The following is a 21,911-nucleotide window of genomic DNA, read 5'->3' as shown; positions in this document are numbered from 1 at the left end:
ATGTTTCTCTCTATATATATTTTCGACTTTTGAAATGAAATCATTAATTTGTCTAAAAATAAGGTTGAATAAAAATCAATAACCAAAACCCTGTGGGGAGGACCCCTACATGGAAATCAGTTTAAAAAAGAGCGCGGACGCGCATATTATAAGTATCTCGGGAAGTCTTGATATTTATACGTCCCTCGATTTTAAAAACTTTATCGAGGCAAATATCCCTCAAGTTCAGTCAGGGGATTTGCATGTTGTGGTTAATTTGGAAAAACTCAACTACATCGACTCTTCCGGGATTGGAATGCTGATCAAGCAGCTGAATTATGTCCAAGAGTTGAAAGGCAAGTTCTCTATTGCCAATATGAGACCTGCGATTGAAAAAGTTTTCAAAGTGGCAGGGCTTACCAGCTATTTCCAAACCATCGGCGAAGAAGAATACCGCGAAAAATTTGCGGTCTAATTTTTTTCTAGCGGATTCTCCAGAATAAACGCATCCCAAACTCCCCAAAATCTGCCTGATTCGCTTGTGCTAGGAAATAACTCTACGTAGATCTTTCCGTCAGGAAATTCATTCGGTTCAATCTGAATTTCTACAGGATTCGTAAAACTTTTTCCCCTACTGGTATAGATTTCTTTTTTCTTCCTGCGATTGATGTAAATATCCAATTTTCTGGATTTGAAAATTGCCTTTTTCTGGGGGAGGTAGCGGGTCATATCCAAGTATAGGTAAACTGTGGATCGGTTTTTCGGTGATTTTTCCAAAAGGAAACGAAGCCCTGTTTCAGGAACCATACGACATAGATAATCTTGAATTCCCATTGTCGGATTATCCGGTTCCAATTCGTAAAATTGATACAAAGCCCAGGTCTTAAGTTCGGGGAAACTGGCAATATCCTCGGGAATGAGCCCCTCTTCCGCCGCAAAGGTTTGAACGGGAACACGGGGTAGCTCATCCGCCCGGGTGTTCTTGAAAGTAGAGAATGAGAAAAAGATTGCCGTGAGAAGAAAGAACTTTAGTTTCAATTGCAACACCTAGTTTTTTCTATCGGAAGACAGATCATCCTATCTTGAAAATAATAAAATCCATAACATCGATTGATTCCGCATTTGCGAAAGGTTCTTCCCTTACTTTGGGAAATTTCGACGGGATTCATTTGGGCCACCAAACACTTTTAAATCGCACGGTTCAGGTGGCTAAAGAAAGAAATATACCTTCCGTAGTAGTTACTTATTCCCCCCATCCGTCTGTGGTACTCGGCAAAAATCCGAATTTCAAATATCTTACTACCGAACCGGAAAAGGAAGAACTGATTCGATCATTTAATATCGATTATTTGGTGGTTTTGGATTTTACCATCGAGCTTTCCAGGATGAGTGCGGAAGATTTTTTGGAAAAAATCATCATACAAAAGTTAAATGCCAAATACATTGTTATCGGATATAATCATTTTTTCGGACAAGGAAGAAGAGGAGATTTTCATCTTTTACAGGAAAATGCAAACCGTTATGGTTATGAAGTGGAGCTAAGAGACGCCGTTACCCAAGGGGAGCAGAAAATTTCCAGTTCGGTCATTCGTAACTTTTTAGATATAGGCGATATGAAAGGAGCAAGCTTCATTCTAGGACGCAATTATTCTTTGACAGGCAAAGTGAAAGAAGGTGCCAAACGAGGTAGAACGATCGGGTTTCCTACGGCCAATTTGGAACTTCCCGAAGAACGAATCCTTCCCGGAATTGGTGTTTATGCTTGTTATACGATTGTAGGCGCTGTAAAATACAAGGCGATGGTCAATATAGGAAAAAATCCCACCTTTGACGGGGAACAGATGCATGTTGAAGTGAATATACTGGATTTTGCCCGAGACATTTACGGAGAAACCATAGAAGTGCAGCTTGTGCAAAAGATCCGAGACGAAGTCAAGTTCAGCGGCATCGAAGCTTTAAAAAAACAATTGGAAGCCGATAGGGAAACCAGTTTAAAGATTTTAGTCGGATGATCCGTCGTTCTGCAGGGAAGAAAGATACACTGATTCCGATACCTTCGTGATCGTAACCGAACGGATGGAAGACTCAAAAGATTCCAGCGAGCGGAGAGGTTTGATCAAATAATCTAACAACAATAATATGATTCTGCTATTGGCGGAACCTTCGATAACATTTCCTGACAGGTCCCATTTTTTTCTAATATCCTTGTCCAAAGTCCGGTAGAACAATCTGTTCGCCCGAATGGAAAATGATTCCAAGATAGCAATTACCGCTTCCTTGTTTTTAGAAAAATCCACATCCACGCGAATTACCGCCCATTGAAATTGGGAAATGTTTTCGTCTTGATAAATGGAAATCCAGTCTGTGACGGAGAAGGGAATATTTTTTAAATCGAATCCGAATTTAAGATAACGAATCCATTCGACAATCAATACCAACGGAAAAAAAAGAACGAGACCTAAAACATAAATATTTTCCAATAGATCCGGCTCAATCATACAGGTGATATAAACCGTAGGAACAACTAACATCAATACAATGGCAAGAACCGTGTAATTGAGAATCCATAAATCCGTAAATAAAAACCGGACATAACCCGAAATGGATTTGCCGAAAGATGATTTTGAGATAAAACGATAAAAGGAATAATATGATGTTGTGAGACGGTTCCGTCCGGATTTGAATTCTTTCTTTCTCTTTCGCAAGTTTTCTTCCGATATCAAAAGATCATCTCTTTGTTTTAAAATTCGTTTGATCGGGTTCATCGTTATACTTCTTTGGCTTCGACTTTTTCCCCGATTTCAGACAACAAGTCTATCTGGAGTTTTTGTATCCGATCATTTTCGGCACACATCCTATCTGTTCTGACTCATCATAATCCAGGCCGTTAGAAGAGTAATCTTTGTTGCAGACTGCACATTTTTTTAAATTCATATTCGCATCTCTTAGTCCACTCTGAGTAAGTGATAATAGATTCCCTTTCTTCTGATTTTACCGATGACTTTTTCGTTGGATTTTTCTTTTTTCAAAATCAAATCGATCGATTGTTTTGAAATCGCCCAATCTTCTTCAAGTTTATCAAAATAATATCCTTCTTCCTTTTCTTTGCTGTTTTTGATCAGGATAATATTTTTTTTGAGGACCGGTTTTGCATCGTCTAACAAGATGAAGCCTGGTCCGGGAAAAAGAGGAACAATTGTTTTTTTGATGGAGAGTTTGGATTTGAATGCCGGAATGTTTTTTAAAATGCGGTAGGAAGTTTTGGGAACTAAAAAATGAACCCCTTCCACTTCGAAAGCAAGAAATCTGATTTTGCCTGCCAGATCAATTTCTTTTTTCTTTTGTCCGATGATCTGGGCTTCACCGAGTTTGGCCGCAACTTTTGTAATTCGATTGCGAAGAGCCGAATCTAAAAATTCGATTTTGTCTTCGTTTACAATCTTACCAAGATGATGATAAAAAGAATCAAAATCATCTTTGGTATAACCTTTTTTTCTTTGCAGATTAAAATACAAAGTTTGGAGTTTTTTTACCCTTTTTAAAAAATAATAAGAATGGTTCTCTTCCGCAATCGAGTGCATCTGTGCCAGAGAATTTTCCATGCTTGTTAGGTGGTCATTCGCTTCCAGGATTTTTTTTTCAAAATCCATCAGATCCTTTTCCAGACGAACTTTTTCTGTGAAAAAGTTATCAGTGGAAAGTTTCTTTTTGGAAGCGGCAGCCATTAGTTTGCAAATTTACGTTTTTTGATGGATAAGATGATTCCCACTGCCGTCATCGCCATTAACAAATGCGATCCTCCGTAACTCATAAAGGTAAGAGGAATCCCGGTTACAGGAAGCAATCCGATCACAATTCCTACGTTGATCGCTATATGGAAAAAAATCATTGCTACTATCCCTGCCGCAAGCAAGGAACCGAATCTGTCCTTACTTTCAAAACTGATTTGTAACCCTCTGAGTGGAATCGAAAGTAAAAAGAATAAAAGCAAAATACTTCCGATAAATCCCGTTTGTTCCGCCCAGGAAGCAAAGATAAAATCCGTTCCCGCTTCCGGTACATGAGGGATTCTTCCTTCCGTCATCTCTCCGTGAAAAAGCCCTTTCCCGAATAATTTACCGGAACCGACTGCCGGTTTGGAAGCGCGAAGTTGGTAACCGGCGCCTTGTTTGAATTGGTCGGGATTAATAAATGCTGTTAGGCGGATGACCTGGTTTTCCCGGAAAGGGATGGATTTGTGAACGGCAAACGCGGCTAAGATGGAAATTCCTATGATTCCGATGGGGATATAGTATTGGCGGATTGTTTTGGAACCGCGGGCAATTCGGAAGAATATCATTCCTAAGCTGATCATCGCTAAAAATCCTCCTAACCCGACCATAAATGCTTCGTTGGAAAGGATTTTAAATCCAAGGCTTCCGAATTCATCTTTGACCGCATCGGCGGCTTCCCTGATTGCCTGGATATTTTTCGGATTTTGAAATCCGGGGATTTCCACTCCGCTGATTTTTTTCCCGTCTAAAATAGGCCAGATCTTCCCTTGTACTTGCGATACCAAAGAAACAAGTTCAAGTTTGTTTTCTTTTCTCAATAGGTCGATTAATGGTTGAACTAGTGTTAGTTTGGAGTAGGCAAGATACATCGGTACGATCAGTGAAATTCCACCGAAAGTAAGTAGAGATCCTATATGCAGAATATCGGCGCCGCCGAGAAACAACATTGTGAATAACATTGGTAAAAAAGAGACGGCTGTTCCGAAGTCCGGTTGCAAAAGAATGAATAACATCGGCACCAAACAGATGATAAATGGTACAATTAGCACAGTGATCTTGTGCATTTCTTTTTCTTTCAAAACCAAATACTGACCGAGTAGAATCACCGTGGCCAGTTTGGAAAATTCCGATGCCTGAAGTGTGATCGGTCCCAGTTTCAACCAGGAACGAGCACCCCTTGCAGATGGCAAGTACCCGATGCCCGGAATCAAAGTGAGTATCAGGAGTACAAGTGAAAACAGATAAATGAACAATGCATAGGAACCTATCAGTTGATAGTTGATCCGGGACATGAACCACATGGCGGCGAGTCCTACGAATAAAAACAGGAATTGTTTGTACCATCTTCCCAGTCCGTCCGCAGTGTTTGCTTCTTGGGTATAGAGAGTCAGAACTCCCGCAAGTGCTACGATGATTACGGAAAATATTAAAAAATAATCCAGTTTTTCTGTGTTACGTTCTGCCATGTTAAAATGCTTCTCCTTCTACGGGAGCTTCCTCTTCCATCGGTTTGACTCTGGTTCTATCCTGTCTCGGATAAGATCCCGGGGGAAATGCCGCTTTGAAAATTTCTCTTGCAGCCGGTGCTGCGGATGCCGCACCACCTACGCCATATTCTACGAAAACGGCTACCAGGATTTGTTTCTCGGGAGGCGCATTGAACGGCGCGTAACCAATAAACCAAGCATGGTTGGAGGAAGACGCCCCTCTTCTTCTTGTTTGCGCCGTTCCCGTTTTACCGGCAATCTCGGGCAGGTTCGGTGAGTTCAATACCCCGGAAGCAGTTCCGGAATAACCTACCAGGTAGAGTCCTTCCTTCACTGCTTCCACTGTTGATCTTTTGAGAGGAATGTCTCTCAAGATGGTTGGTTCTGTTTTTTGAATGATTGAATTGTCCAAAGGACTTCTGATTTCGGAAATCACAAAAGGTTTGTAAATTTTTCCGTTGTTGATGATTGCCATATAAAATAGCGCCATCTCCAAAGGAGTGACGGAAAGAAATCCCTGGCCGATAGACAGGTTGACCGTATCTCCATCAAACCATTTGTTTCCGTATGTTCTTTTTTTCCATTCGGAACTGGGAATAAAGCCTGTCACTTCGCCGGGTAAATCAATCCCTGTTTTTTTATCCAGACCGAATAACCTAGAATAGGCGAGAATCGGCTCAGCACCCAATTTGTATCCCAATTGATAAAAGTATACTGAGTTTGATTTTTCAATCGCTTGTGCTAAGTTCAATTCCCCATGATTCTTTTTATCCCAGTTATAAAATACCTGATCAGGAACTCCCTTGAAAGTGGATTTCAAAGTGAAATTGGCAGGACAGGAAAATGTTTGTTTCGGATCAAAATTGATTTTGTGTTCGCTTTCCATTGCCGCCAAAGCAACTAACACTTTGTATGTGGAAGCGGGAGGAAACTTGGATTGAATGGCCAGGTTTAAAAAAGCACCGTTATTCGTAACGCGTGCGAAATGATTGGCACGGTCCTGTTTGTTTTTTCCGGAAAGAATATTCGGATCATACGACGGGTTTGATGCCATCGCGAGTATTTCTCCCGTTGTGGGCCGAAGAGCAAAGACGGTTCCACGTACACCTTTGAGAGCTTTGTAAGCGGCGATTTGCATGTCCCGATCGATGGTTAAAATCAGGTTATTTCCGGGAACGGAATGTTCGATGACTCTTTCTTCTTCTATGTTTCCTTCCGTATTTCTTTTTTGAATTCGAAATCCGTCCTGTCCGCGAAGTATCGTATCATAAAGAGATTCGATCCCGCCTTTTCCCACCAGTTGATAGGATTTGATTTCTTTTTCCTGGATATCATTTGTTGTAGGTTTTCCCACATAACCGGAAACATGCGCAAGTGCCGGTCCCATATGATAAACTCGGGCAGGCGAGGAAACCAAATATACATATCGATTGATATTATCCAAGACCAGGATTCTTTCCTGTTGATCACGGGAGATCCCTTCCAAAAGTACGAACGGTTCTCTGGTTCTGATTTTTTTGATCAGTCGGTTTTCCTGTAGATCTTTTTCATAATAAGCGAGCGGAATGGAAAGGGATTCGCAGAATCTGTAGATAAATTCTTTGATTCGTTTCGGATCGTTTTTGAATAAGCTTGTGTTTAAGATCACATCCAAGGAAGCGGAATTGGATACAAGAGGTTGGGAAGTTTCGGGAGTGAGAAAATTCCGGTCAAAGATGTGGCCTCTGTCCGCCGGGATGGATTCGCTTCTTCTTACAAATCTTTCCGCTTTGAGAGAGTTTTCACTTCCTTGGATGATTTGAAGATTGAATAACTGAAGTATGTACGAAGTGAGAGTGAATACAATCAATCCTGTAAAGAAGTACAATCTTTTCCGAAAGGAGGTTTCTAATTTGAATTCGGATGCGGATTGACTCATTGTCTTACCTCATCCGCTTCCAGTCGGAAAATCCAAGTCAGTAGGAAAAAAATCGCAGGCCCGATGAACGCATTATAAAGCGAAACATAAACAAACGAATAACTATGATTGGAATAAAAGAACATCCAAAATAGAAAATAAGTAATTACTCTGGACAAAAATGTAAATCCCATCACGTAGATAGTGATTGAAATATAATTTTCAGTATATGCATTGCGGGTAACTTTGCCGATGACGTAACCTACGATCGCATAGGACAAAGAATGAAGTCCGATTTTATAATAAACCGCATTGTCCGCACCGATCTCTCCACCTAGCGAAGTATCGGTGAGAAGTCCTCCGAAAAAACCGAGCCAGAGTCCGTACATTGCACCTTTTCGGAATGCAAAGAAGATCACGATGATGATCATAAAGTCGGGACGAATTGCATTTCCCAGTTCAAATATGTTCGACCCGTTTAGGAAGTGGGCGAGTAACATAGCTAGAAAGATAAATACTTTATCCAAAATCATGGTGCGCCCTCCGCTCCTGTTTCCGTATCCGGAGGATTTGTGATAACAGGAGTTGAAGAATCATTACGGGTGTTTTGCGGTTTTTGTACAGTGCCTTGCCCTTGTGGAAGATTTGGTTTGCGGGTGTTGGTTTGGCTTTTCCCCGAACTGTCTTTTTCTCTCGGAAAATCAATCTCTCCGAAATAAGGACCTTCGATTTGAATGGTTTTTTCCGCCGGCCATTCTTCTTTCCATTTTTCAGGAAGTTTTTTGATTACGATTACGTTTAATAATTTATCGAATTCGACAAAGGGTCTCACATAAGCCGTCTTAAACGATCCATTGCGCGGTCCTTCTTCGATGATGATTCCGACTGGCATACCTTGCGGGAAAACTCCCGATCCCCCGGAACTATAAACGGCTTTTCCTATTTTACTGAATCCTTCCGTAAAAAAAGCACTACCGGGAGTTGCCTGTACGGGTCCGATAGGGAAAGAACCGATTGCTTTCGGGTCGATTACGATTCCGGAATCAATATAGTCCAACAAAACATCTGTTCCGCGACCACTGTTTCCGTTCAGGGAAGCCCAAAGATTGGTTCCGGGAACTGCCACTCCCATGGAAAAATTGGAATTGATCAGAGGTTGAACGACCGAAGAGCCTTTGGAAACAGCGATGATTTTTCCGACAAGTGCTTCTGCGAATTTTCCTTTTTCGTCTAATGCGCGTGCTACGACCGGCATATACGGTTTGATACCGGACTCGCTTCCTTTGTTGATGATGATGGTTCTATAAATTGCATTGAGACGAACGCTTAAAACCTCCGCCCGCACGGAAGGGTAATCGTTTCTGAGAGGGAAATTCAATTCCTGTCTTAGGATTGCATTTTCAGCCTTGAGACGCTCTACGTCTTTGGAAAGTTGTCTGTATTCTTCCATTACGTTCAAACAAGAGTCTCTCTCTTCTCTGACTCTTTCGAAGGATTCCAGTTTATTATAGGAGCTTTTGATCAAACTTCCGAAGGAGTCAAAGGACCCTGAGAAAAAGTCACCTACTCCTTGAAAGCTGGCGATCCCTCTGACCATGAAATTTCCATTCCAGATCAGGGAGGTGAAGGAGAATAAAATGATAAAACCCACAGATAGGGCCTCTCCGTTGCGGCTAAATCGGTTCCAAATCATCTGGTATTATACTATGTCACATGAAATAGAAGGGAAGGAATATTTCAAGTAGGTTATCTTTCGGGACGGTCTTTGGAGGGAAAATAGAAAAGCCCAAAAAACCGCTAGGTTAGGGTGGTACCTCCTGCGGCTACTGATGGGAACCGGGTTTTTCCCGGATGGAAGGAATTATTGCAACGAACAGAAGTTAAGTAGAGAGAAATACGCTGGAAATTTATTTCACTAAAAATTTACCTACTTTACTGGAGAACTTTCGTCTGTATTCTCTAGGGAGAAGGCAAAATCAATAGGCATGCATACTGCGATTAATTGGCTCGAATCCATATTTAGCTCAATTCCCTTACCGTTTTTGGAGGTCTGGGGCAGATTTGGATACATTTTAGGAATTTTCATTATGGTTGCTGCCTTTGGCGGTTTCACTTTTCGTCCCGGAGGGAGATGGGGGTTCGGCAGGGAAAGGCAAGCCTGGGATGAAAGGGCAGTCCTCAGCATCGTTTTTACCTTTATCCTGATCTTCGTCACAGGATTTCTCGGGTCCTTTATCGTTCTCGTTCCGGGAGCGCAAACCTTCGAGTCTCTCAAGGATCTGTCTGTTTTTCTTTGCATTGTCCTATTCGGATATCCCGCATTGATTGCCGTGCCGTTTGCCTACGGACTTTCCGATCTGATCGAGGGAGTTCCGCCTGAGTTTTTGGGAGATTGGGTTTTAGGTTATTTCATCAATCCTTCCTGTTTTTGGTTGGCTTATCAGGCAATCGGGAGAGATCCTGATTTTCGAAAAATCAATACCTGGAGAAAGTATCTTCTTTTTGTTTTGGTTTTTCTTGCGATTGAGCCCGTGCTTTGGGGCTATCTTTGTTCCGAACAATTTACGTCGGAAATTTCCTATCGCAACATAACGCCTGCTTTGTTATTTACGACCGGTATCACTTGGATGATAGCACCATTTGCGATGTTAGTTGCCTTTCCCCTGGCAAAAAGATACGGGATGTTTTGGGCGGAGATTCCCGGCCACGTAAAAGAATTATTGATCAGTTATAAGGAATGGGTTTGGGAAAGCGGCAAGGGCGAGGTGTTAAAAGATGTAAACCGGAATGAGCAGGGAAGAATGCCCATCAGGATTTTTCTTGTTACGCCTTTCATTGTTTTGGTTTTGGTGATGGTCGCAACCACGGCTTATCTGACTTTGACAAGTTCGCAAAATGCGGCGGACAAACTTGCCTGCCGTCTTCATGAAGAAATTTCAGAACACATTCGTCTTCGTTTGGATAATTATTTAGACAGACCGGAACGGAAAAATGAAATTCCAAATCAGAATGATATCAACCGTTTGCTTTGGAAAACAAGTATCACCGAACATGGGCGTGCTTTTATTATCAACCGGTCGGGTATGTTGGTCGCTTCTTCGCAAGAAATAATTCAAAATACGGAACAACCATTTCCTGCGGCAAATAGCGGAGATTTGGTCATTCGGAATGCAGTCCGGAATTTAAATCATAATTTCGGAAATTTGATTCTGTTGGAAAATATCAATCAATTTCGATTCGATATAGTTACGGCAAAACCGCTTTCCAGAGAAACATGGCTCACTCAAGTATCACCTTACAAAGATTCAAGCAAGAATGTTGATTGGCTTCTTGTCACTGCAATGCCTGCCGCCTATTATTTGGAAGGAGTCAGAGCGGGTAACAGCCAGTCGGCGATGGTATTTGCGATTGCTTTGACTTTGTCCTTGCTTGTCGCAGTCATTCTTGCGGGAATTGTGGCGACACCGATCCAAAGGATTTCAAGTGCGAGTCAGGCGATGGCTTCGGGAGATCTGAGCCAAAGGGTTCCTCCCAGTCGTCTGGAAGAGCTAGGTGCTCTTTCCTCTTCTTTCAACCACATGGCGGAACAACTTCAGGAATCCTTTCATAGAACCAAAACGAGTGAAGAAAGATTCCGTAAATTTGCAGAGAATGTCCAGGAAGTTTTTTGGATCACCACTATCGATAAAAAACAGTTATTGTACATCAACCAGGCCTATGAAAAAGTTTGGGGACGAACTTGTGAAAGCCTGTATGCGGATCCTCATACCTGGTTGGATGCAATTCACCCGGAAGACAGAGAGGGAGCTAAAGAGGCAAGCGCATCACAAGGGATCGGAGTTTATGATCAGGAATACCGAATCCTTAGACCTAACGGAGAGATCCGTTGGATTCAAGACAAGGGTTTTGCCATTCAGAATGAAGATGGTCTTTTTGACAAAGTCATCGGTGTTGCCCGTGATATTACGGAACAAAAAGAATCGGAAGAGGCTCTTCTCGCAAGCCAAAGAAAATTTCGTGATTTGGTAGATACAACACCCGGAATCGTTTGGGAAGCCGATGCGGTTACTTTTACTTTTACATTTGTAAGCCAGCAAGTGGAAAACTTGTTAGGTTATCGAGTTGAAGAATGGAAAGAGCCCGGATTTTGGGCAAACCATTTGCATCCTGATGATAAGGAAAAAGCAGTGGAATACTGTGTTTCTTGCACAGGTCGTTTGGAAGCGCATGATTTCGAATACAGATTTATTTGCAAAGACGGTCGGGTTGTTTGGCTTCATGATTTGGTGAAGGTGATTTCATCCGATGGAAAACCCGAGTGGCTTCGGGGAGTTATGGTGGATGTTACCGAGAGGAAACATATTGAAGAAGCCATTCTGGACTTGAATGCCAATCTGGAACGAAAGATTGAAGTTAGAACGGAAGAACTTAAAAAATCAAATGAAGATTTGGTACTTTCGATTCAGGATCAGAAAAGAGTGATGAAAGAATTGGAAGAAACCCAAGGCCAGCTTTTATTATCGGAAAAACTGGCTGCCTTAGGTCAGTTAGCTGCCGGGATGACCCATGAATTGAATACTCCTTTGGGAGCCATCGTTTCTTCCAATCGGGCAATACTTGGAATTTTAAATAATGAGCTGAAAGAGATCCCCGATTTTCTATCGGGCTTGAATGAAGACGATTCCAGAAGATTTAAAATAATTCTTTCGGAGAGTTTAACGGACGCCACTATTTCGGAAAGTTTACCCAATCGGGTTGTTAAGAAACAATTCATCCAATCTTTCAAGTTCGCAGGCATCAAAAATTACGATAACCTTGCGGATACGGTAATGGATCTGGGTGTGCATCGTTTGGGTGAAGAATTGACGGAGCTTTTGAATACGGAAAAGAATCTGGAAATTTTAAAAGCGGTTTCTTCTCTGTCCACAATTGTTCGTTTAAGCAATGTTATCTCTGTTGCGACCGGAAAAGCATCGCATGTGGTGGAAGCACTGAAAAACTATTTGAATCCCGACGATAATGCGAAAGAGGAAGAGATTACTTCGGTAGATATTATCAGCGAGATTGAATCGATCCTGACTCTTTATCACGGTAAAATCAAATACGGAGTGGAAGTGATCAAAAATTTTCTAGCAACTGATCGATGTATGGGCAATGGAAATAAATTGAATCAAGTGTGGATTAATTTATTAAATAATGGTTTGCAGTCCATGAATTACGAAGGTAAATTGGAAATTCGTATTGAAAAACAGGATTCCTGGATTGTAACTTCCTTTATTGATTCGGGAAGCGGCATTGCGGATGATATCAAGGATAAAATCTTTGAACCTTTTTTTACTACCAAAAAACACGGAGAAGGAATCGGACTCGGATTGGATATTTCCAAGAAGATTGTAGAAAAACTGGATGGGAAAATCGAATTTGAAAGTTCTCCCGGCAGAACAAAATTCAGCGTTTTTCTGAGATCCGCCTCGTCATCTATTTAAAAGGATTTTTATTGATGGATACTACTTTGGAACAAAGCGCGATTCTATGTGTTGATGATGAACCTATCATTCTGATTGCGCTGAAACAAGAGTTAAAGAAACAATTCGGAAATGAGTTTCAATACGAAGTGGCGCTTAATGCAGGCGAAGCTTTGGTCGTCATAGATGAGTTAGTTGGCACAGGTGTAAATGTGATTTTGATTTTATCCGATTGGCTTATGCCGGGTATCAAAGGGGATGAATTTTTGATTTCCATTCATAAAAAGTATCCTAAGATCCAATCCATTATGATCACAGGTCATATTGATGAAGCTGCGGTGGCTCGTGTGAAAAAAGAAGCGGGAACGTATGCGGTGTTGCCAAAACCTTGGGACCCGGCTCAGTTGATGGAAGCAGTGAGAGTTTGCTGTAATAAGTAAGTCTTATGTTTTTTTGCGTATGGGTTTACAGTTCCATTTATCCTTTGCTTTGATTTGTTTTGCAAAAATCATTTTGTTTTTTGCACTTATAAATTGTTCTTCCTTTCGTATCATCTCACCTGGAGTTTCTTCCGACGATGAAATTAAAAATCCGTTTATTGAAGATGAGAAACAAAGTCTTATCTTAAGAAATCGTTGCCAGCTTTATCGGATTGTTTCGGAGAAACAACTCGATCTCATCCTCCAGGATCCGAAAAATCAAATGGATTCCGTTCGCGTAATGCGATTCAATCGGGATTTTTCAAAACATATTTTTTTCCTCGTAGTTGAATCCGAAAATCCGTATACCAAAAATTTATTTGAACTAGAGGAAGTTTATTTGAATCATTTTGCGGGAAAGATACTTGTTTTTTATAATTACGATGATTCGCAGGAGAACGGAAAAAACAAAAAGAATGAAACTCTCCCGGTTGGAAAGTCAATGCAATATGAGTATTTCAATCTCACACCCAAACAGCCTGCATTCGAAAAAAATCGGAGAAAAACGAGAAGGTATATTGTACAATTCGATGAAAATAAAATGTTAGATCGGCTTAACTATCTAGACTTGAAACTGGCAAAAGACAAAATCAGATTCCCATTTTAATCTGTTTACTAAATGATTAAGAAGATTATGAAAACCAAACTGAAACTGATTCCTTTCTTGTGTTTGGCGGGACAAACGGCCCGAACATAGAGAGTGTTGTTAAGTAAGAGGAATCCGAATCGGAACCGTTTTCCAAAATTGTGAAAAAGTTTCAAATCGGGCGGTATGAAGACTATTATAATTTATATTTCTTAAAACAAGACATTAAAAAACTGAGTTTTCCGTTGAAGGATAGAGAACCGCATTGTTCGGATGTTGCCGAAGGTTTCACATCCGAAATCGTATCGATAAAAAGAATTTTAAAATCTATCACTATGATCGGATTCCCAAATGCGAATACCGCGATAGTGAGGGCATATAACTGAGTTAGTCGAAGAATCGACTTTGTTTTCTGTGATAGAATTTCAGAAAGACGGTTCCTTTCTATTGATTAAGAATTATAAGGATAGGGGCATTCCCAAAGAATACAAAACAATTTGGTTCGGTAAAGGGCTGGAAAGTTTGGAACTGTATTTAAAATAATTTGAATATTGTTTTCCCGGTTTTGGGCAGTTAGGATTCTGATTCGGCAATTCCTGTGACCGCTCAAATGGTTAAACTACCTGATAAAAGTCATCCTTTTTCCGGGAATTTAGCTCCAAACAATCCAATATTTAAAATTTATTATAAATCAAATAAAAAGCCATTTGCATTTATGGAAAAAGCGAAGGTAATTTGCTATAGATACTCAGTCTAATCAGATTATAGATGAAGATTTTGCAAGTGATACATAAAGGATGAAAGATTGGCCAAAAATAACTATTCGTTTGAAAAACGTCAGAAAGATATAGCTAAGAAGAAGAAACAGGAAGAAAAGCGCCAGAAAAAGTTAAGTAAACCTGCGACTCCAGGGGAAGAAAATCCGGAAACAACTTCGGAAGTTTCTGAAAATCCAGGAACCGAAGAAAAAACAACGGAAGAAACTCCTTAATTGCTCTCTATTTGTTTTCTGCACCCGGGCGTTCCCTGGTAAAATACGCCAGGGGGCTGTTGTCGTGCGGTGCACTGATTCTCTAAAACTATCAACTTTCTTTTCCCAAATATCCGTTAGGGATTCCGAGCGAGCTATATATTTCCGGCGTTGCCCCGTCAAACTTATATAATGGGTGTTTGAATGCCGCAGGTTTGTTTCTTTTGATCAGAATCATAGTAAAGATACCAAACATAAATATACTGTAAACTGCCACAGGTAGTGCAAGTTCATAAGGTCTCAAAAGAGAAAGTGCGAAGAAGACTGCGAGTGTTCCATTATGAATTCCCCGTTCCATAGAAATTGCGAACATTTCTTTGTCCCTTACTTTGGCATCTTCCGCATAACAAACATTTATCAATAAAAATTTCTCCTTCGTTTTCTTTCTGGAAAGAGGAAGTTTCCGGGATATTAAATTTGCAACCTCTTGGAAATTTGGCAAAAGCTTATCAAGTCAAGCAGGTTAGAAACGTATTGACAAAGTAAAATTTTTTAGAGAAAATCGAAGAATTATTAAATCGCAAGAAGAGATGCTTCGGAATATTCAAATTTTGATTCATGATTGGATAGAAACTGCTACGCAATTAGGAAGACAAATCCCGAAGCCCAAAGGCAAATTTTTATTCGCATAAAAGGAAATGACCAACTTACTTGAAATACGTGCCATTATAGAAGCCCTTGCGAATGAGTCTTCAGTAGATGAAGGAGTTTTGCAAAGGGGATTGGAACTATTTAACAAAGGAGCCGTTGAAGATTTACAAGAGTTGGATCAAGGATTCTATACGGCTGAAGTTCAAGGAAACACAAGTAGTTATAAAGTTTCCGTTTATACTACGAAATCGAAAACAAAACCTTCCGTTATCTGCACTTGCCCTTATCAACAAGATGTTTACTGCAAACACGGAGTTGCCGTTTTGCTTGCGATCGATAAAAAAATGAGACAATCAATAGAGGATAGAATTCAAAACCTGACAATAGAAGAGCTTAGAAAGATTGTACTGGAAAAATTCTTATCGGATCGTTCAGTTCCTGACATTGCGAAACCCCAACGGACTAAAGATGTTTTTGTTAGTTTAAAATTCGCTTATAAAAAGGAAATAAACAACATCGTTCGTTCCCATAAGGATAGGCACGGATTTATTGACTATCGTTCCAGTTTTTCTTTGGAAAGGGAAATGAATTTGCTTTTGATGAAAGGTAGAACATTGATTCCTTTCCAACCGGAAGAAACTTTGATTACCGCCGGATCGATCCTGAATATTTTGCCCGAGCTTATACAAAACATGGATGATTCCAATGGAAGTATTCTTTCTTTTTTGTCGGAAGCCGTCTCCTTATTCAGAGACGTTGCAGGAAAATGGCCTGAACGGAAAGAAGCCGTTGTCCAGGAATCCATTTCATTTTATAAAAGTTATACGTCCTCTTCTTCTGATTTTTGGGAATATTTTATCGATCTGGCTTTGGAGTTGGGGTCTTCTTCCAATCAGGCAAACGAGATCCTGCTTACATTGCAAAACGAAATAGCGAAATATGATTCGGATTCTTATAGGGTTTCCTATTCGGTTATTAGAATATTTAAAATTTATGATATTTTAAATAAACAAAATGAAGGTTTTGAGTTTCTTAAAGGATATATGAAAATCCCTGAGGTAAGAAAAATATTTATAAATAAAAAAATCAATGAGGGAGCATTTTCGGAGGCAGAAAAACTGATTCAGGAAGGCATTGCACTCGCTCCGAAACACCATTGGGAGTAGTCGCAAATTGGAAAGACACTCTTCTTTCTTTGAAGGAGAAACAAGGTGACAAACAAGCTGCATTTGCTATTGCAAAAGAATCTTTCCGACCGGATTATAAAAGTTTGACTTCCCTGTAGATTAACATTATACCAATTAGTTGGTATGGCAAATTATTTATAGCTGTCTTTTCTCAAGTCTACATCGATAAAGATAACAATTAATTCTTTATCTTTAATTATATAAAATAGCCTAAATTTACCAATTCGATATCTATAGATTCCCTCAAAATTTCCTTTTAGTTTCTTAATATTTGATCCGAAGTAAGGATTGATAAATTTATGCTTTTTTTAAAGAATTGATTTTTCAAACTTCCGCTGTCATTGTTAAATCGGGTAAATTTGCGGATGATTACAACAAAAACAATTTTACTCAAGAAAAATTCAAAGTATTGGAAGGGATCGCCAATACTTTCTCGACATTGAAACACTAATTAACTTATGAAAAACCAAAAACTCATCATATTGACAGATTCGATTTCAGCGTTAATCGCCGGTCTCTTTACATTAGCGTTATCCTCAAAGATTTCCGATTGGTATCAGTGGCCCGATGAGCTTACTTTGTTTATGGGTTTTATTAATATTATGTACGGATGTTATTCGGGATTCATTAGTATTCGACTGCTATCGGGGAATTTCATACTAAAAGAAAATGTGATTATTTTAATTCTGGCCAACTGTCTTTGGGCCGGACATTGTTTCACTCAAATCTGGTATCTGCAAAATATTTCTTCTATCTATGGTCTCTCTCAGCTTGGTTTTGAAGGGATTTATGTTATCGGCTTGGCTTATTTGGAAGCGAAATTTCTACTTCCCTACCTCAAGTAATGGAAATGGCTTGGTTATCATATATCATACGATCGGATGAGTCTAACCGGATGTCATTTCCTGTCTTATACTTTCCATTTGTCTCAAACTCGAAGCATCTCTGGCAGGTGGGGCGCCAAAGAACCTGGAATACTCTCGATTAAATTGCGATACACTTTCGTAGCCAACTTCAAAAGCTGCATGTAACACGGAATAACCGCTGAAAACCAAAAGCTTTCTCGCTTCAAGTAACCTCAATTGCTTTTGAAACTGAACGGGACTTAAGCCGGTTATCTGTTTGAATTGGCGGTGAAACGTAGTAACACTAATGGCGGACTTTGCAGCCATTCTTTTTATTTCCATCGGCTTGGTGTAATTTTTCTGAATCCACTGAATCGCCTGATTTATACTCGGACCTTTCTTTACCAGGCAGAGCTGTTTTAAGCGCCACCCTTGCGGACCAAGAAGGACTCTATAAAGTATTCAAGTTCCATAACACCTCCGGGATATTCCGCTTATGGATCATTAAAGGCCGCGTTGTCGACTTGGAGTCGTTATTTGGCCAAAGAACTTGCTCCTCTCGGCAAATTCGGGTGAATGCAGTTTCTCCCGGGCCTGTTCACAGTAATTTTGGTGATGGGGCATTTGATAAACATCCTGAATACATTAAACCTTTGGCTGAACAGACTGCACTTGGCAGAATTGCCAAGCCAGAGGATATCGCTAAAGTCATTGTACATTTGTTATCTGATGACTTTGCTTGGGTTACTGCTCAAGATATCGAGATTTCCGGAGGTTTTATGCTTTGAGATCGTGCTCATTGCATTTGAGATTCATTTATATCCCGTGGTATTCTAGATTCACATAACTACGATTATTCGTTTCTATGCGGGATATGTTTGGAAAAGAAATTGTCAGTGGCAGTATTCCGTTGCCAATTGCGTTTGAGTTAATAAACAAATGAAGCGTCAATCAGTCCTTGTTTGATAAGAGCCGATACGAAGGTTCCGCCGCCGTACGCAATGATATCTTTTCCATCTTGTTTTTTTAGTTTGGTGATTTCTTCGGTAAGGTCACCTTTTGCCCGAACGGTATTGTCCCATTCGGAAGTTTCAAGTGTTTTGGTAAAAACAACTTTTGCCGTTTGATTCATTTTGTCGGCGCCTTCTTCTTTCGGATTGGAAGCCCAATGTGGGATGAAACCTTGCGCAAGTGTTCGTCCGAGAACTATGCAGTCGACAGGTTCCGTTATTCCTGTTACATATGCTTTCAGTTCATCGTCCCAATCCCATACCATCCAGTCCATTTCTCCGTTCGGTCCTGCAATGTATCCGTCAACGCTCATTTGTAATTGTAGCTTTAGTTTTCTCACTTTAATATCCCTTGTTAATATTATTTTAGTTAAAATAATACAAGTTGCTCTTCATGTCATATATCAACAGAACCTTACATATCTGCCGATATTGTTGATAAGTTTACTTTTTTTTAACAAATGCAACAAGCTGGTCAAGAACGGTGCCCCATCCTTCGTGGAAGCCCATCTCTTCATGTTTTTTTCGACTTTCCTCATCACTATGCATGACCGTTGCATTGTATTTACATCCGTTTGCGTGTGGCTCTAACGTAATGCTTGCCGTAACAAAGAAAGGATGATCATTTATGCTGTTCGAAGAAGGGCGGAAGCCCGGTGAAAGTCTGTCTGTCCAAGTTAGCCTTTCGTTTTGAATGACTTCCAGATAACAACCTGTATTCGGATAATCCTGTCCTTCCGGAGATCGCATAACGGTGAAAAACATTCCACCCGGACGTAGATCGATTTTACAATCCACAGTCTGCCATGGCACAGGGGTAAACCATTGTTTGATATGTTCCGGTGTGGTCCACGCAGCCCATACCAATTCTCTTGGAACGTCGACAATTCTTTCCAAGACAAGATCAAGTTTTGGATTTAACTGTATCTGATTCATTTTTCTTTCTCCTTTAGTTTCAATAAATAATTATCAAGTTGGTTCAGCCGCTTTTCCCAGATCGAACGTTGTTCTATCATCCAGTGTTCCGCCAGTTTGAGCTGTTTGGGTACAAGATGGTAGATTCTGACTCTTCCGGTTTTATGGGATCGCACCAACATACATTCTTCCATGACCGATAGATGTTGCATGAAAGATGGTAACGCCATATTAAACGACTTTGCCAGTTCTCCTACCGCTGCCGGCCCTTCACTGAGCCGTTCTATTACGGCACGGCGAGTAGGGTCAGCCAGAGTATGAAAAACTGCGTTAATGGCAGTAGAATTGTTAGGCATCTACCTAAGTATTTTCAGATCGAATTTTTTGTCAATTTTAATTGCAGCCGATCGTTTTTTGCAAAGACTCTTTTGTTTCCGAAGCGGTGGAATACCGAATATTCCAAAGGTTTCCGCGAAAAATTAATCCTCATTCTCTACAAACGATTTTAATCTGAGAAGGGTCTTGTCCCATTGTTGGGAGACTTGGTTCAGGTATCCTTTGATTTCCTCTATCGGGTTAGCGTCAAATTCAAACAGACTTTCTCTGCCGTTACGTACGCTTTTTACGATTCCCGCATTTTCTAATACTAATAAATGTTTGGTGATTGCTTGTCTCGAAAGTTTTGTGCCTTCCGTGAGTTGAGAAATGGAACGCGGCCTACCTAAACAAAGTTTTGCGATTAAGGTTAATCGTGTTTCATCTCCGAGTGCTGCAAAAACAGGTGCATGCGTTTTCCGTTTTGAGGAAGTTTTTTTACGGGTTACGCGCGACATGAGTTTCTATGTTTTTCATTTGTTCTTCCCAACCGCCTTCATTCATACGGAATGCATCGAACCTGCGATCACTTGGTACTTTGTCAAAGCCGGATTCGGTAAGAGATAGCAATGTACCACCGGGAATTTCCTTCAATCTGAATTCCACCGTTGTAGGTATTTCTTTCGAATAATCGACTTTCGGATCGATTGCATAAGGGTGCCAAGTAAAGGAAAAGAATCGTTCTGGTTCCATTTTTTGAATTGTAACCTGCCATTCGAGATGTTCGTAGCCTGGGTAAGTGATATGTCCCCGTGAAATCCGGCCGGGCACAAACGGGCCATCCAGTTTCACCCGAAACCATTCGCCGAACTCACGATGATCTGTTAACGCGCGCCAAACCCGGGAAATCGGTGCTTTCAGTTCTATGCTTTTTTCAATACGATCTTTCATATCATGCAACCTTTTGATTGCATGATATCCGGTAAGTCAAAAAAGGCAACCTTTTTGTTGCGTATTTTTCCTGATTTAAATAAAATTTATTTTTGTAGGAATTTCGGGAACCTTTTGCCCTCGGATGGGTTCTTTTATATGTATTTGATTTCAATCTTTTGAATCGAACGGGAGAATTGATGAAAGCGGTATTAGGAACAACTCAATTGATGGTCGTTATGTTTTTGAGTTTTGCAGTCTTTGCTTGGGAAGGGAAAGAAGGTAAAAACGGAGAAAGGGAGGGGCGTGAACCTAGAGGAAAATTAACGGAAGAACAAAAGAAATGTTTGGATGAAAGTCTCGGAAAACCGACGCAAGGGACGAAAAGAGACCCGGAACTGGCAAAGGCTGCATTTGAGAAATGCGGAATCAAACCACCGGAAAAAAAATCAGACGGAACTTAAATCGATCAGGAGATTATAGAAAATGAATACTTATCAAATGGTTTTCGCCACTTGATAAGTATTCCATCAAATAAGATTTGTTTATTTAAAAAATGAGCAGCTATTTTTTTGAATATAGAATTATTCGGACGAAGATTGAAACCATTCGGGCAAATCCGGCATCTTATCTTCCGTCCATTCCCAGTCACCTAATACGGTCGTAACAGGGAAGTTCCCTTGCAAGGCAAGCTTAAGTCCGCGTCCTAAATCATCTCTACTTGTATGTCGATAGGGAATATTCGGAAATTTTTCTTGGAAGGCTTTCTTTTCGTGCATCCAAGCATAATCCAAAAAGAAGTCTTGGAATTTTTTACCGGATTTTTCCCATTCTTCTTTCAATAGGTTCATTTCCGGATGATCCGTTTTTTTAATGGATCGTTGCAAAATTAAAGAGATTCCTCGAACGCTTTTTGAGAAAAAAGTTCCGGCACGAATGATTCTTCTGTTAGTCGGGGAAGCGAACGCCCATTCATCCATTTTCTTTTTTACATATCCCATCGAACCGTAAAAGGAATATGTATGCGGTAGCCAATAGAATGCAGAGTAAGCAACAGTGAGTCTTGGTTTGAATTCGGTTTCGAGAAGGATCATCGGATCGTAAGAAATACTCAAAGCGCCAGACAGTGCTTTTTTTGTGGTAGTCCGGATCGGAAATCCCACTTCCCCTAAGGCAGGCGTATAAATGATAGCTTCCCATTCCGAAGAGAGATGGTTTGTTTTTAATTGTTCCTTTACACTAGTCACTATATTCTGATCTGCGAAAATTCGCTTTAAGGTAATATCCGCACCTTCCACATTTGATTCGCTAGTTGTAGATGCAATGAGAACGGCATCCGGCGCAATATTACGTAAGGTTTGAAGGGCAGATTGTCCGGCTTCCCCGGAACCACCAACGATAAGATATTGATTCTTGGACATA

The 21,911-nt window shown here is 40.4% G+C and carries 25 protein-coding genes and 3 pseudogenes; 12 read left to right on the top strand and 16 right to left on the bottom strand.

Features of this window, described 5'->3' with window-relative positions:
• Positions 1-109 precede the first annotated feature (109 nt).
• Positions 110-454 (top strand): STAS domain-containing protein, encoded by a 345-nt coding sequence (locus EHS11_RS04600; RefSeq protein WP_135763235.1) that lies wholly within the window; start codon positions 110-112, stop codon positions 452-454.
• On the opposite strand, the gene EHS11_RS04595 is transcribed toward EHS11_RS04600, so the two are convergent.
• Positions 451-1,026, bottom strand: a complete 576-nt coding sequence (locus tag EHS11_RS04595; protein WP_246047594.1) for an LIC10729 family protein — start codon at positions 1,024-1,026, stop codon at positions 451-453. The two genes, EHS11_RS04600 and EHS11_RS04595, sit on opposite strands and share 4 nt — an antisense overlap.
• A gap of 35 nt (positions 1,027-1,061) precedes the next feature.
• Here EHS11_RS04595 and EHS11_RS04590 point away from each other — a divergent pair, with 35 nt between their 5' ends.
• The gene (locus EHS11_RS04590; protein WP_135763233.1) at positions 1,062-1,991 is read left to right on the top strand and encodes a bifunctional riboflavin kinase/FAD synthetase; all 930 of its coding nucleotides are present in this window, start codon (positions 1,062-1,064) and stop codon (positions 1,989-1,991) included.
• On the opposite strand, the gene EHS11_RS04585 is transcribed toward EHS11_RS04590, so the two are convergent.
• The 6 genes from EHS11_RS04585 to mreC all read right to left on the bottom strand — a co-directional run bounded on the left by EHS11_RS04585 (position 1,980) and on the right by mreC (position 8,829).
• On the bottom strand, positions 1,980-2,744 hold the full coding sequence (locus EHS11_RS04585; protein ID WP_135763232.1) for a hypothetical protein: 765 nt from the start codon (positions 2,742-2,744) through the stop codon (positions 1,980-1,982). The two genes, EHS11_RS04590 and EHS11_RS04585, sit on opposite strands and share 12 nt — an antisense overlap.
• A gap of 180 nt (positions 2,745-2,924) precedes the next feature.
• Positions 2,925-3,704 carry a hypothetical protein gene (locus EHS11_RS04580; RefSeq protein ID WP_135763231.1) on the bottom strand — a complete coding sequence of 260 codons (780 nt, stop codon included), beginning with the start codon at positions 3,702-3,704 and terminating at the stop codon, positions 2,925-2,927.
• Complete coding sequence (gene rodA / locus EHS11_RS04575) at positions 3,704-5,218, bottom strand: rod shape-determining protein RodA (RefSeq protein ID WP_135763230.1); 1,515 nt, start codon at positions 5,216-5,218, stop codon at positions 3,704-3,706. The genes EHS11_RS04580 and rodA overlap by 1 nt, the downstream gene beginning before the upstream one ends.
• A 1-nt stretch (position 5,219) precedes the next feature.
• Entirely contained in the window at positions 5,220-7,157 is a 1,938-nt protein-coding gene (gene mrdA / locus EHS11_RS04570) for a penicillin-binding protein 2 (protein WP_135763229.1), read from the bottom strand.
• Complete coding sequence (gene mreD, locus EHS11_RS04565) at positions 7,154-7,669, bottom strand: rod shape-determining protein MreD (protein ID WP_135763228.1); 516 nt, start codon at positions 7,667-7,669, stop codon at positions 7,154-7,156. The genes mrdA and mreD overlap by 4 nt, the downstream gene beginning before the upstream one ends.
• Entirely contained in the window at positions 7,666-8,829 is a 1,164-nt protein-coding gene (gene mreC, locus EHS11_RS04560; protein ID WP_135763227.1) for a rod shape-determining protein MreC, read from the bottom strand. The genes mreD and mreC overlap by 4 nt, the downstream gene beginning before the upstream one ends.
• A gap of 292 nt (positions 8,830-9,121) precedes the next feature.
• Here mreC and EHS11_RS04555 point away from each other — a divergent pair, with 292 nt between their 5' ends.
• From EHS11_RS04555 to EHS11_RS04540, 5 genes are all read left to right on the top strand, one after another.
• A complete protein-coding gene (locus EHS11_RS04555) occupies positions 9,122-12,622 on the top strand; it encodes a PAS domain-containing protein (protein ID WP_135763226.1) in 3,501 nt (1,166 codons plus the stop codon).
• A 14-nt stretch (positions 12,623-12,636) separates the two neighbouring features.
• On the top strand, positions 12,637-13,041 hold the full coding sequence (locus EHS11_RS04550) for a response regulator (RefSeq protein ID WP_135763225.1): 405 nt from the start codon (positions 12,637-12,639) through the stop codon (positions 13,039-13,041).
• 19 nt (positions 13,042-13,060) lie between these two features.
• Positions 13,061-13,687, top strand: coding sequence for a hypothetical protein (locus tag EHS11_RS04545; RefSeq protein WP_135763224.1), 627 nt, complete (start codon positions 13,061-13,063; stop codon positions 13,685-13,687).
• A gap of 393 nt (positions 13,688-14,080) precedes the next feature.
• Positions 14,081-14,209, top strand: a complete 129-nt coding sequence (locus EHS11_RS20295; protein WP_281282555.1) for a hypothetical protein — start codon at positions 14,081-14,083, stop codon at positions 14,207-14,209.
• Between the two features lie 262 nt (positions 14,210-14,471).
• Positions 14,472-14,657 (top strand): hypothetical protein, encoded by a 186-nt coding sequence (locus EHS11_RS04540; protein ID WP_135763223.1) that lies wholly within the window; start codon positions 14,472-14,474, stop codon positions 14,655-14,657.
• Between the two features lie 91 nt (positions 14,658-14,748).
• Here EHS11_RS04540 and EHS11_RS04535 read toward each other — a convergent pair whose 3' ends face one another.
• Positions 14,749-15,057, bottom strand: coding sequence for a DUF962 domain-containing protein (locus EHS11_RS04535; protein ID WP_135763222.1), 309 nt, complete (start codon positions 15,055-15,057; stop codon positions 14,749-14,751).
• Between the two features lie 277 nt (positions 15,058-15,334).
• Between EHS11_RS04535 and EHS11_RS04530 the strand changes: the two genes are divergently transcribed.
• Positions 15,335-16,453, top strand: a complete 1,119-nt coding sequence (locus EHS11_RS04530; RefSeq protein WP_135763221.1) for an SWIM zinc finger family protein — start codon at positions 15,335-15,337, stop codon at positions 16,451-16,453.
• On the top strand, positions 16,444-16,572 hold the full coding sequence (locus EHS11_RS20290; RefSeq protein WP_281282554.1) for a hypothetical protein: 129 nt from the start codon (positions 16,444-16,446) through the stop codon (positions 16,570-16,572). Before EHS11_RS04530 ends, EHS11_RS20290 begins: the two co-directional genes overlap by 10 nt.
• A 33-nt stretch (positions 16,573-16,605) precedes the next feature.
• On the opposite strand, the pseudogene EHS11_RS20085 reads toward EHS11_RS20290, so the two are convergent.
• A pseudogene (locus EHS11_RS20085) lies at positions 16,606-16,764 on the bottom strand (type II toxin-antitoxin system RelE family toxin); the annotation flags it as partial.
• A gap of 168 nt (positions 16,765-16,932) precedes the next feature.
• On the opposite strand from EHS11_RS20085, the gene EHS11_RS04520 reads away from it, so the two are divergent.
• The gene (locus EHS11_RS04520) at positions 16,933-17,319 is read left to right on the top strand and encodes a hypothetical protein (RefSeq protein WP_135763220.1); all 387 of its coding nucleotides are present in this window, start codon (positions 16,933-16,935) and stop codon (positions 17,317-17,319) included.
• A gap of 42 nt (positions 17,320-17,361) precedes the next feature.
• On the opposite strand, the pseudogene EHS11_RS04515 reads toward EHS11_RS04520, so the two are convergent.
• Positions 17,362-17,781: pseudogene (locus EHS11_RS04515) on the bottom strand (helix-turn-helix domain-containing protein); the annotation flags it as partial.
• Here EHS11_RS04515 and EHS11_RS04510 point away from each other — a divergent pair.
• A pseudogene (locus tag EHS11_RS04510) lies at positions 17,782-18,107 on the top strand (SDR family NAD(P)-dependent oxidoreductase); the annotation flags it as partial. It lies immediately after the preceding pseudogene.
• 140 nt (positions 18,108-18,247) lie between these two features.
• Here EHS11_RS04510 and EHS11_RS04505 read toward each other — a convergent pair.
• The 5 genes from EHS11_RS04505 to EHS11_RS04485 all read right to left on the bottom strand — a co-directional run bounded on the left by EHS11_RS04505 (position 18,248) and on the right by EHS11_RS04485 (position 20,510).
• A complete protein-coding gene (locus EHS11_RS04505; protein ID WP_210413627.1) occupies positions 18,248-18,670 on the bottom strand; it encodes a dihydrofolate reductase family protein in 423 nt (140 codons plus the stop codon).
• A gap of 103 nt (positions 18,671-18,773) precedes the next feature.
• Positions 18,774-19,265: an SRPBCC family protein gene (locus EHS11_RS04500; protein ID WP_135763218.1), complete on the bottom strand. Its 492-nt coding sequence runs from the start codon at positions 19,263-19,265 to the stop codon at positions 18,774-18,776.
• Positions 19,262-19,600 (bottom strand): ArsR/SmtB family transcription factor, encoded by a 339-nt coding sequence (locus EHS11_RS04495; RefSeq protein WP_135763217.1) that lies wholly within the window; start codon positions 19,598-19,600, stop codon positions 19,262-19,264. Before EHS11_RS04495 ends, EHS11_RS04500 begins: the two co-directional genes overlap by 4 nt.
• A gap of 123 nt (positions 19,601-19,723) precedes the next feature.
• Positions 19,724-20,077 (bottom strand): ArsR/SmtB family transcription factor, encoded by a 354-nt coding sequence (locus EHS11_RS04490; RefSeq protein ID WP_135763216.1) that lies wholly within the window; start codon positions 20,075-20,077, stop codon positions 19,724-19,726.
• Positions 20,058-20,510 (bottom strand): SRPBCC family protein, encoded by a 453-nt coding sequence (locus EHS11_RS04485; protein WP_135763215.1) that lies wholly within the window; start codon positions 20,508-20,510, stop codon positions 20,058-20,060. Before EHS11_RS04485 ends, EHS11_RS04490 begins: the two co-directional genes overlap by 20 nt.
• Before the next feature lie 179 nt (positions 20,511-20,689).
• Here EHS11_RS04485 and EHS11_RS04480 point away from each other — a divergent pair, with 179 nt between their 5' ends.
• On the top strand, positions 20,690-20,953 hold the full coding sequence (locus tag EHS11_RS04480; RefSeq protein WP_135763214.1) for a hypothetical protein: 264 nt from the start codon (positions 20,690-20,692) through the stop codon (positions 20,951-20,953).
• 120 nt (positions 20,954-21,073) lie between these two features.
• On the opposite strand, the gene EHS11_RS04475 is transcribed toward EHS11_RS04480, so the two are convergent.
• Positions 21,074-21,910: a hypothetical protein gene (locus tag EHS11_RS04475; RefSeq protein ID WP_135763213.1), complete on the bottom strand. Its 837-nt coding sequence runs from the start codon at positions 21,908-21,910 to the stop codon at positions 21,074-21,076.
• Position 21,911: the final 1 nt, after the last annotated feature.

Source organism: Leptospira ilyithenensis (assembly GCF_004771005.1).
Classification (GTDB): domain Bacteria; phylum Spirochaetota; class Leptospiria; order Leptospirales; family Leptospiraceae; genus Leptospira_A; species Leptospira_A ilyithenensis.
This window is presented reverse-complemented; position numbering and strand designations above follow the sequence as displayed.

Excerpts from the sequence above, each read along its gene's own strand:
- EHS11_RS04600 (WP_135763235.1), top strand. The coding sequence starts at position 110 with ATGGAAATCAGTTTAAAAAAGAGCGCGGACGCGCATATTATAAGTATC.
- EHS11_RS04585 (WP_135763232.1), bottom strand. The coding sequence starts at position 2,744 with ATGAACCCGATCAAACGAATTTTAAAACAAAGAGATGATCTTTTGATA.
- EHS11_RS04580 (WP_135763231.1), bottom strand. The coding sequence starts at position 3,704 with ATGGCTGCCGCTTCCAAAAAGAAACTTTCCACTGATAACTTTTTCACA.
- rodA (WP_135763230.1), bottom strand. The coding sequence starts at position 5,218 with ATGGCAGAACGTAACACAGAAAAACTGGATTATTTTTTAATATTTTCC.
- mrdA (WP_135763229.1), bottom strand. The coding sequence starts at position 7,157 with ATGAGTCAATCCGCATCCGAATTCAAATTAGAAACCTCCTTTCGGAAA.
- mreD (WP_135763228.1), bottom strand. The coding sequence starts at position 7,669 with ATGATTTTGGATAAAGTATTTATCTTTCTAGCTATGTTACTCGCCCAC.
- mreC (WP_135763227.1), bottom strand. The coding sequence starts at position 8,829 with ATGATTTGGAACCGATTTAGCCGCAACGGAGAGGCCCTATCTGTGGGT.
- EHS11_RS04555 (WP_135763226.1), top strand. The coding sequence starts at position 9,122 with ATGCATACTGCGATTAATTGGCTCGAATCCATATTTAGCTCAATTCCC.
- EHS11_RS04550 (WP_135763225.1), top strand. The coding sequence starts at position 12,637 with ATGGATACTACTTTGGAACAAAGCGCGATTCTATGTGTTGATGATGAA.
- EHS11_RS04545 (WP_135763224.1), top strand. The coding sequence starts at position 13,061 with ATGGGTTTACAGTTCCATTTATCCTTTGCTTTGATTTGTTTTGCAAAA.
- EHS11_RS04530 (WP_135763221.1), top strand. The coding sequence starts at position 15,335 with ATGACCAACTTACTTGAAATACGTGCCATTATAGAAGCCCTTGCGAAT.
- EHS11_RS04520 (WP_135763220.1), top strand. The coding sequence starts at position 16,933 with ATGAAAAACCAAAAACTCATCATATTGACAGATTCGATTTCAGCGTTA.
- EHS11_RS04500 (WP_135763218.1), bottom strand. The coding sequence starts at position 19,265 with ATGAATCAGATACAGTTAAATCCAAAACTTGATCTTGTCTTGGAAAGA.
- EHS11_RS04495 (WP_135763217.1), bottom strand. The coding sequence starts at position 19,600 with ATGCCTAACAATTCTACTGCCATTAACGCAGTTTTTCATACTCTGGCT.
- EHS11_RS04490 (WP_135763216.1), bottom strand. The coding sequence starts at position 20,077 with ATGTCGCGCGTAACCCGTAAAAAAACTTCCTCAAAACGGAAAACGCAT.
- EHS11_RS04485 (WP_135763215.1), bottom strand. The coding sequence starts at position 20,510 with ATGAAAGATCGTATTGAAAAAAGCATAGAACTGAAAGCACCGATTTCC.
- EHS11_RS04480 (WP_135763214.1), top strand. The coding sequence starts at position 20,690 with ATGAAAGCGGTATTAGGAACAACTCAATTGATGGTCGTTATGTTTTTG.
- EHS11_RS04475 (WP_135763213.1), bottom strand. The coding sequence starts at position 21,910 with ATGTCCAAGAATCAATATCTTATCGTTGGTGGTTCCGGGGAAGCCGGA.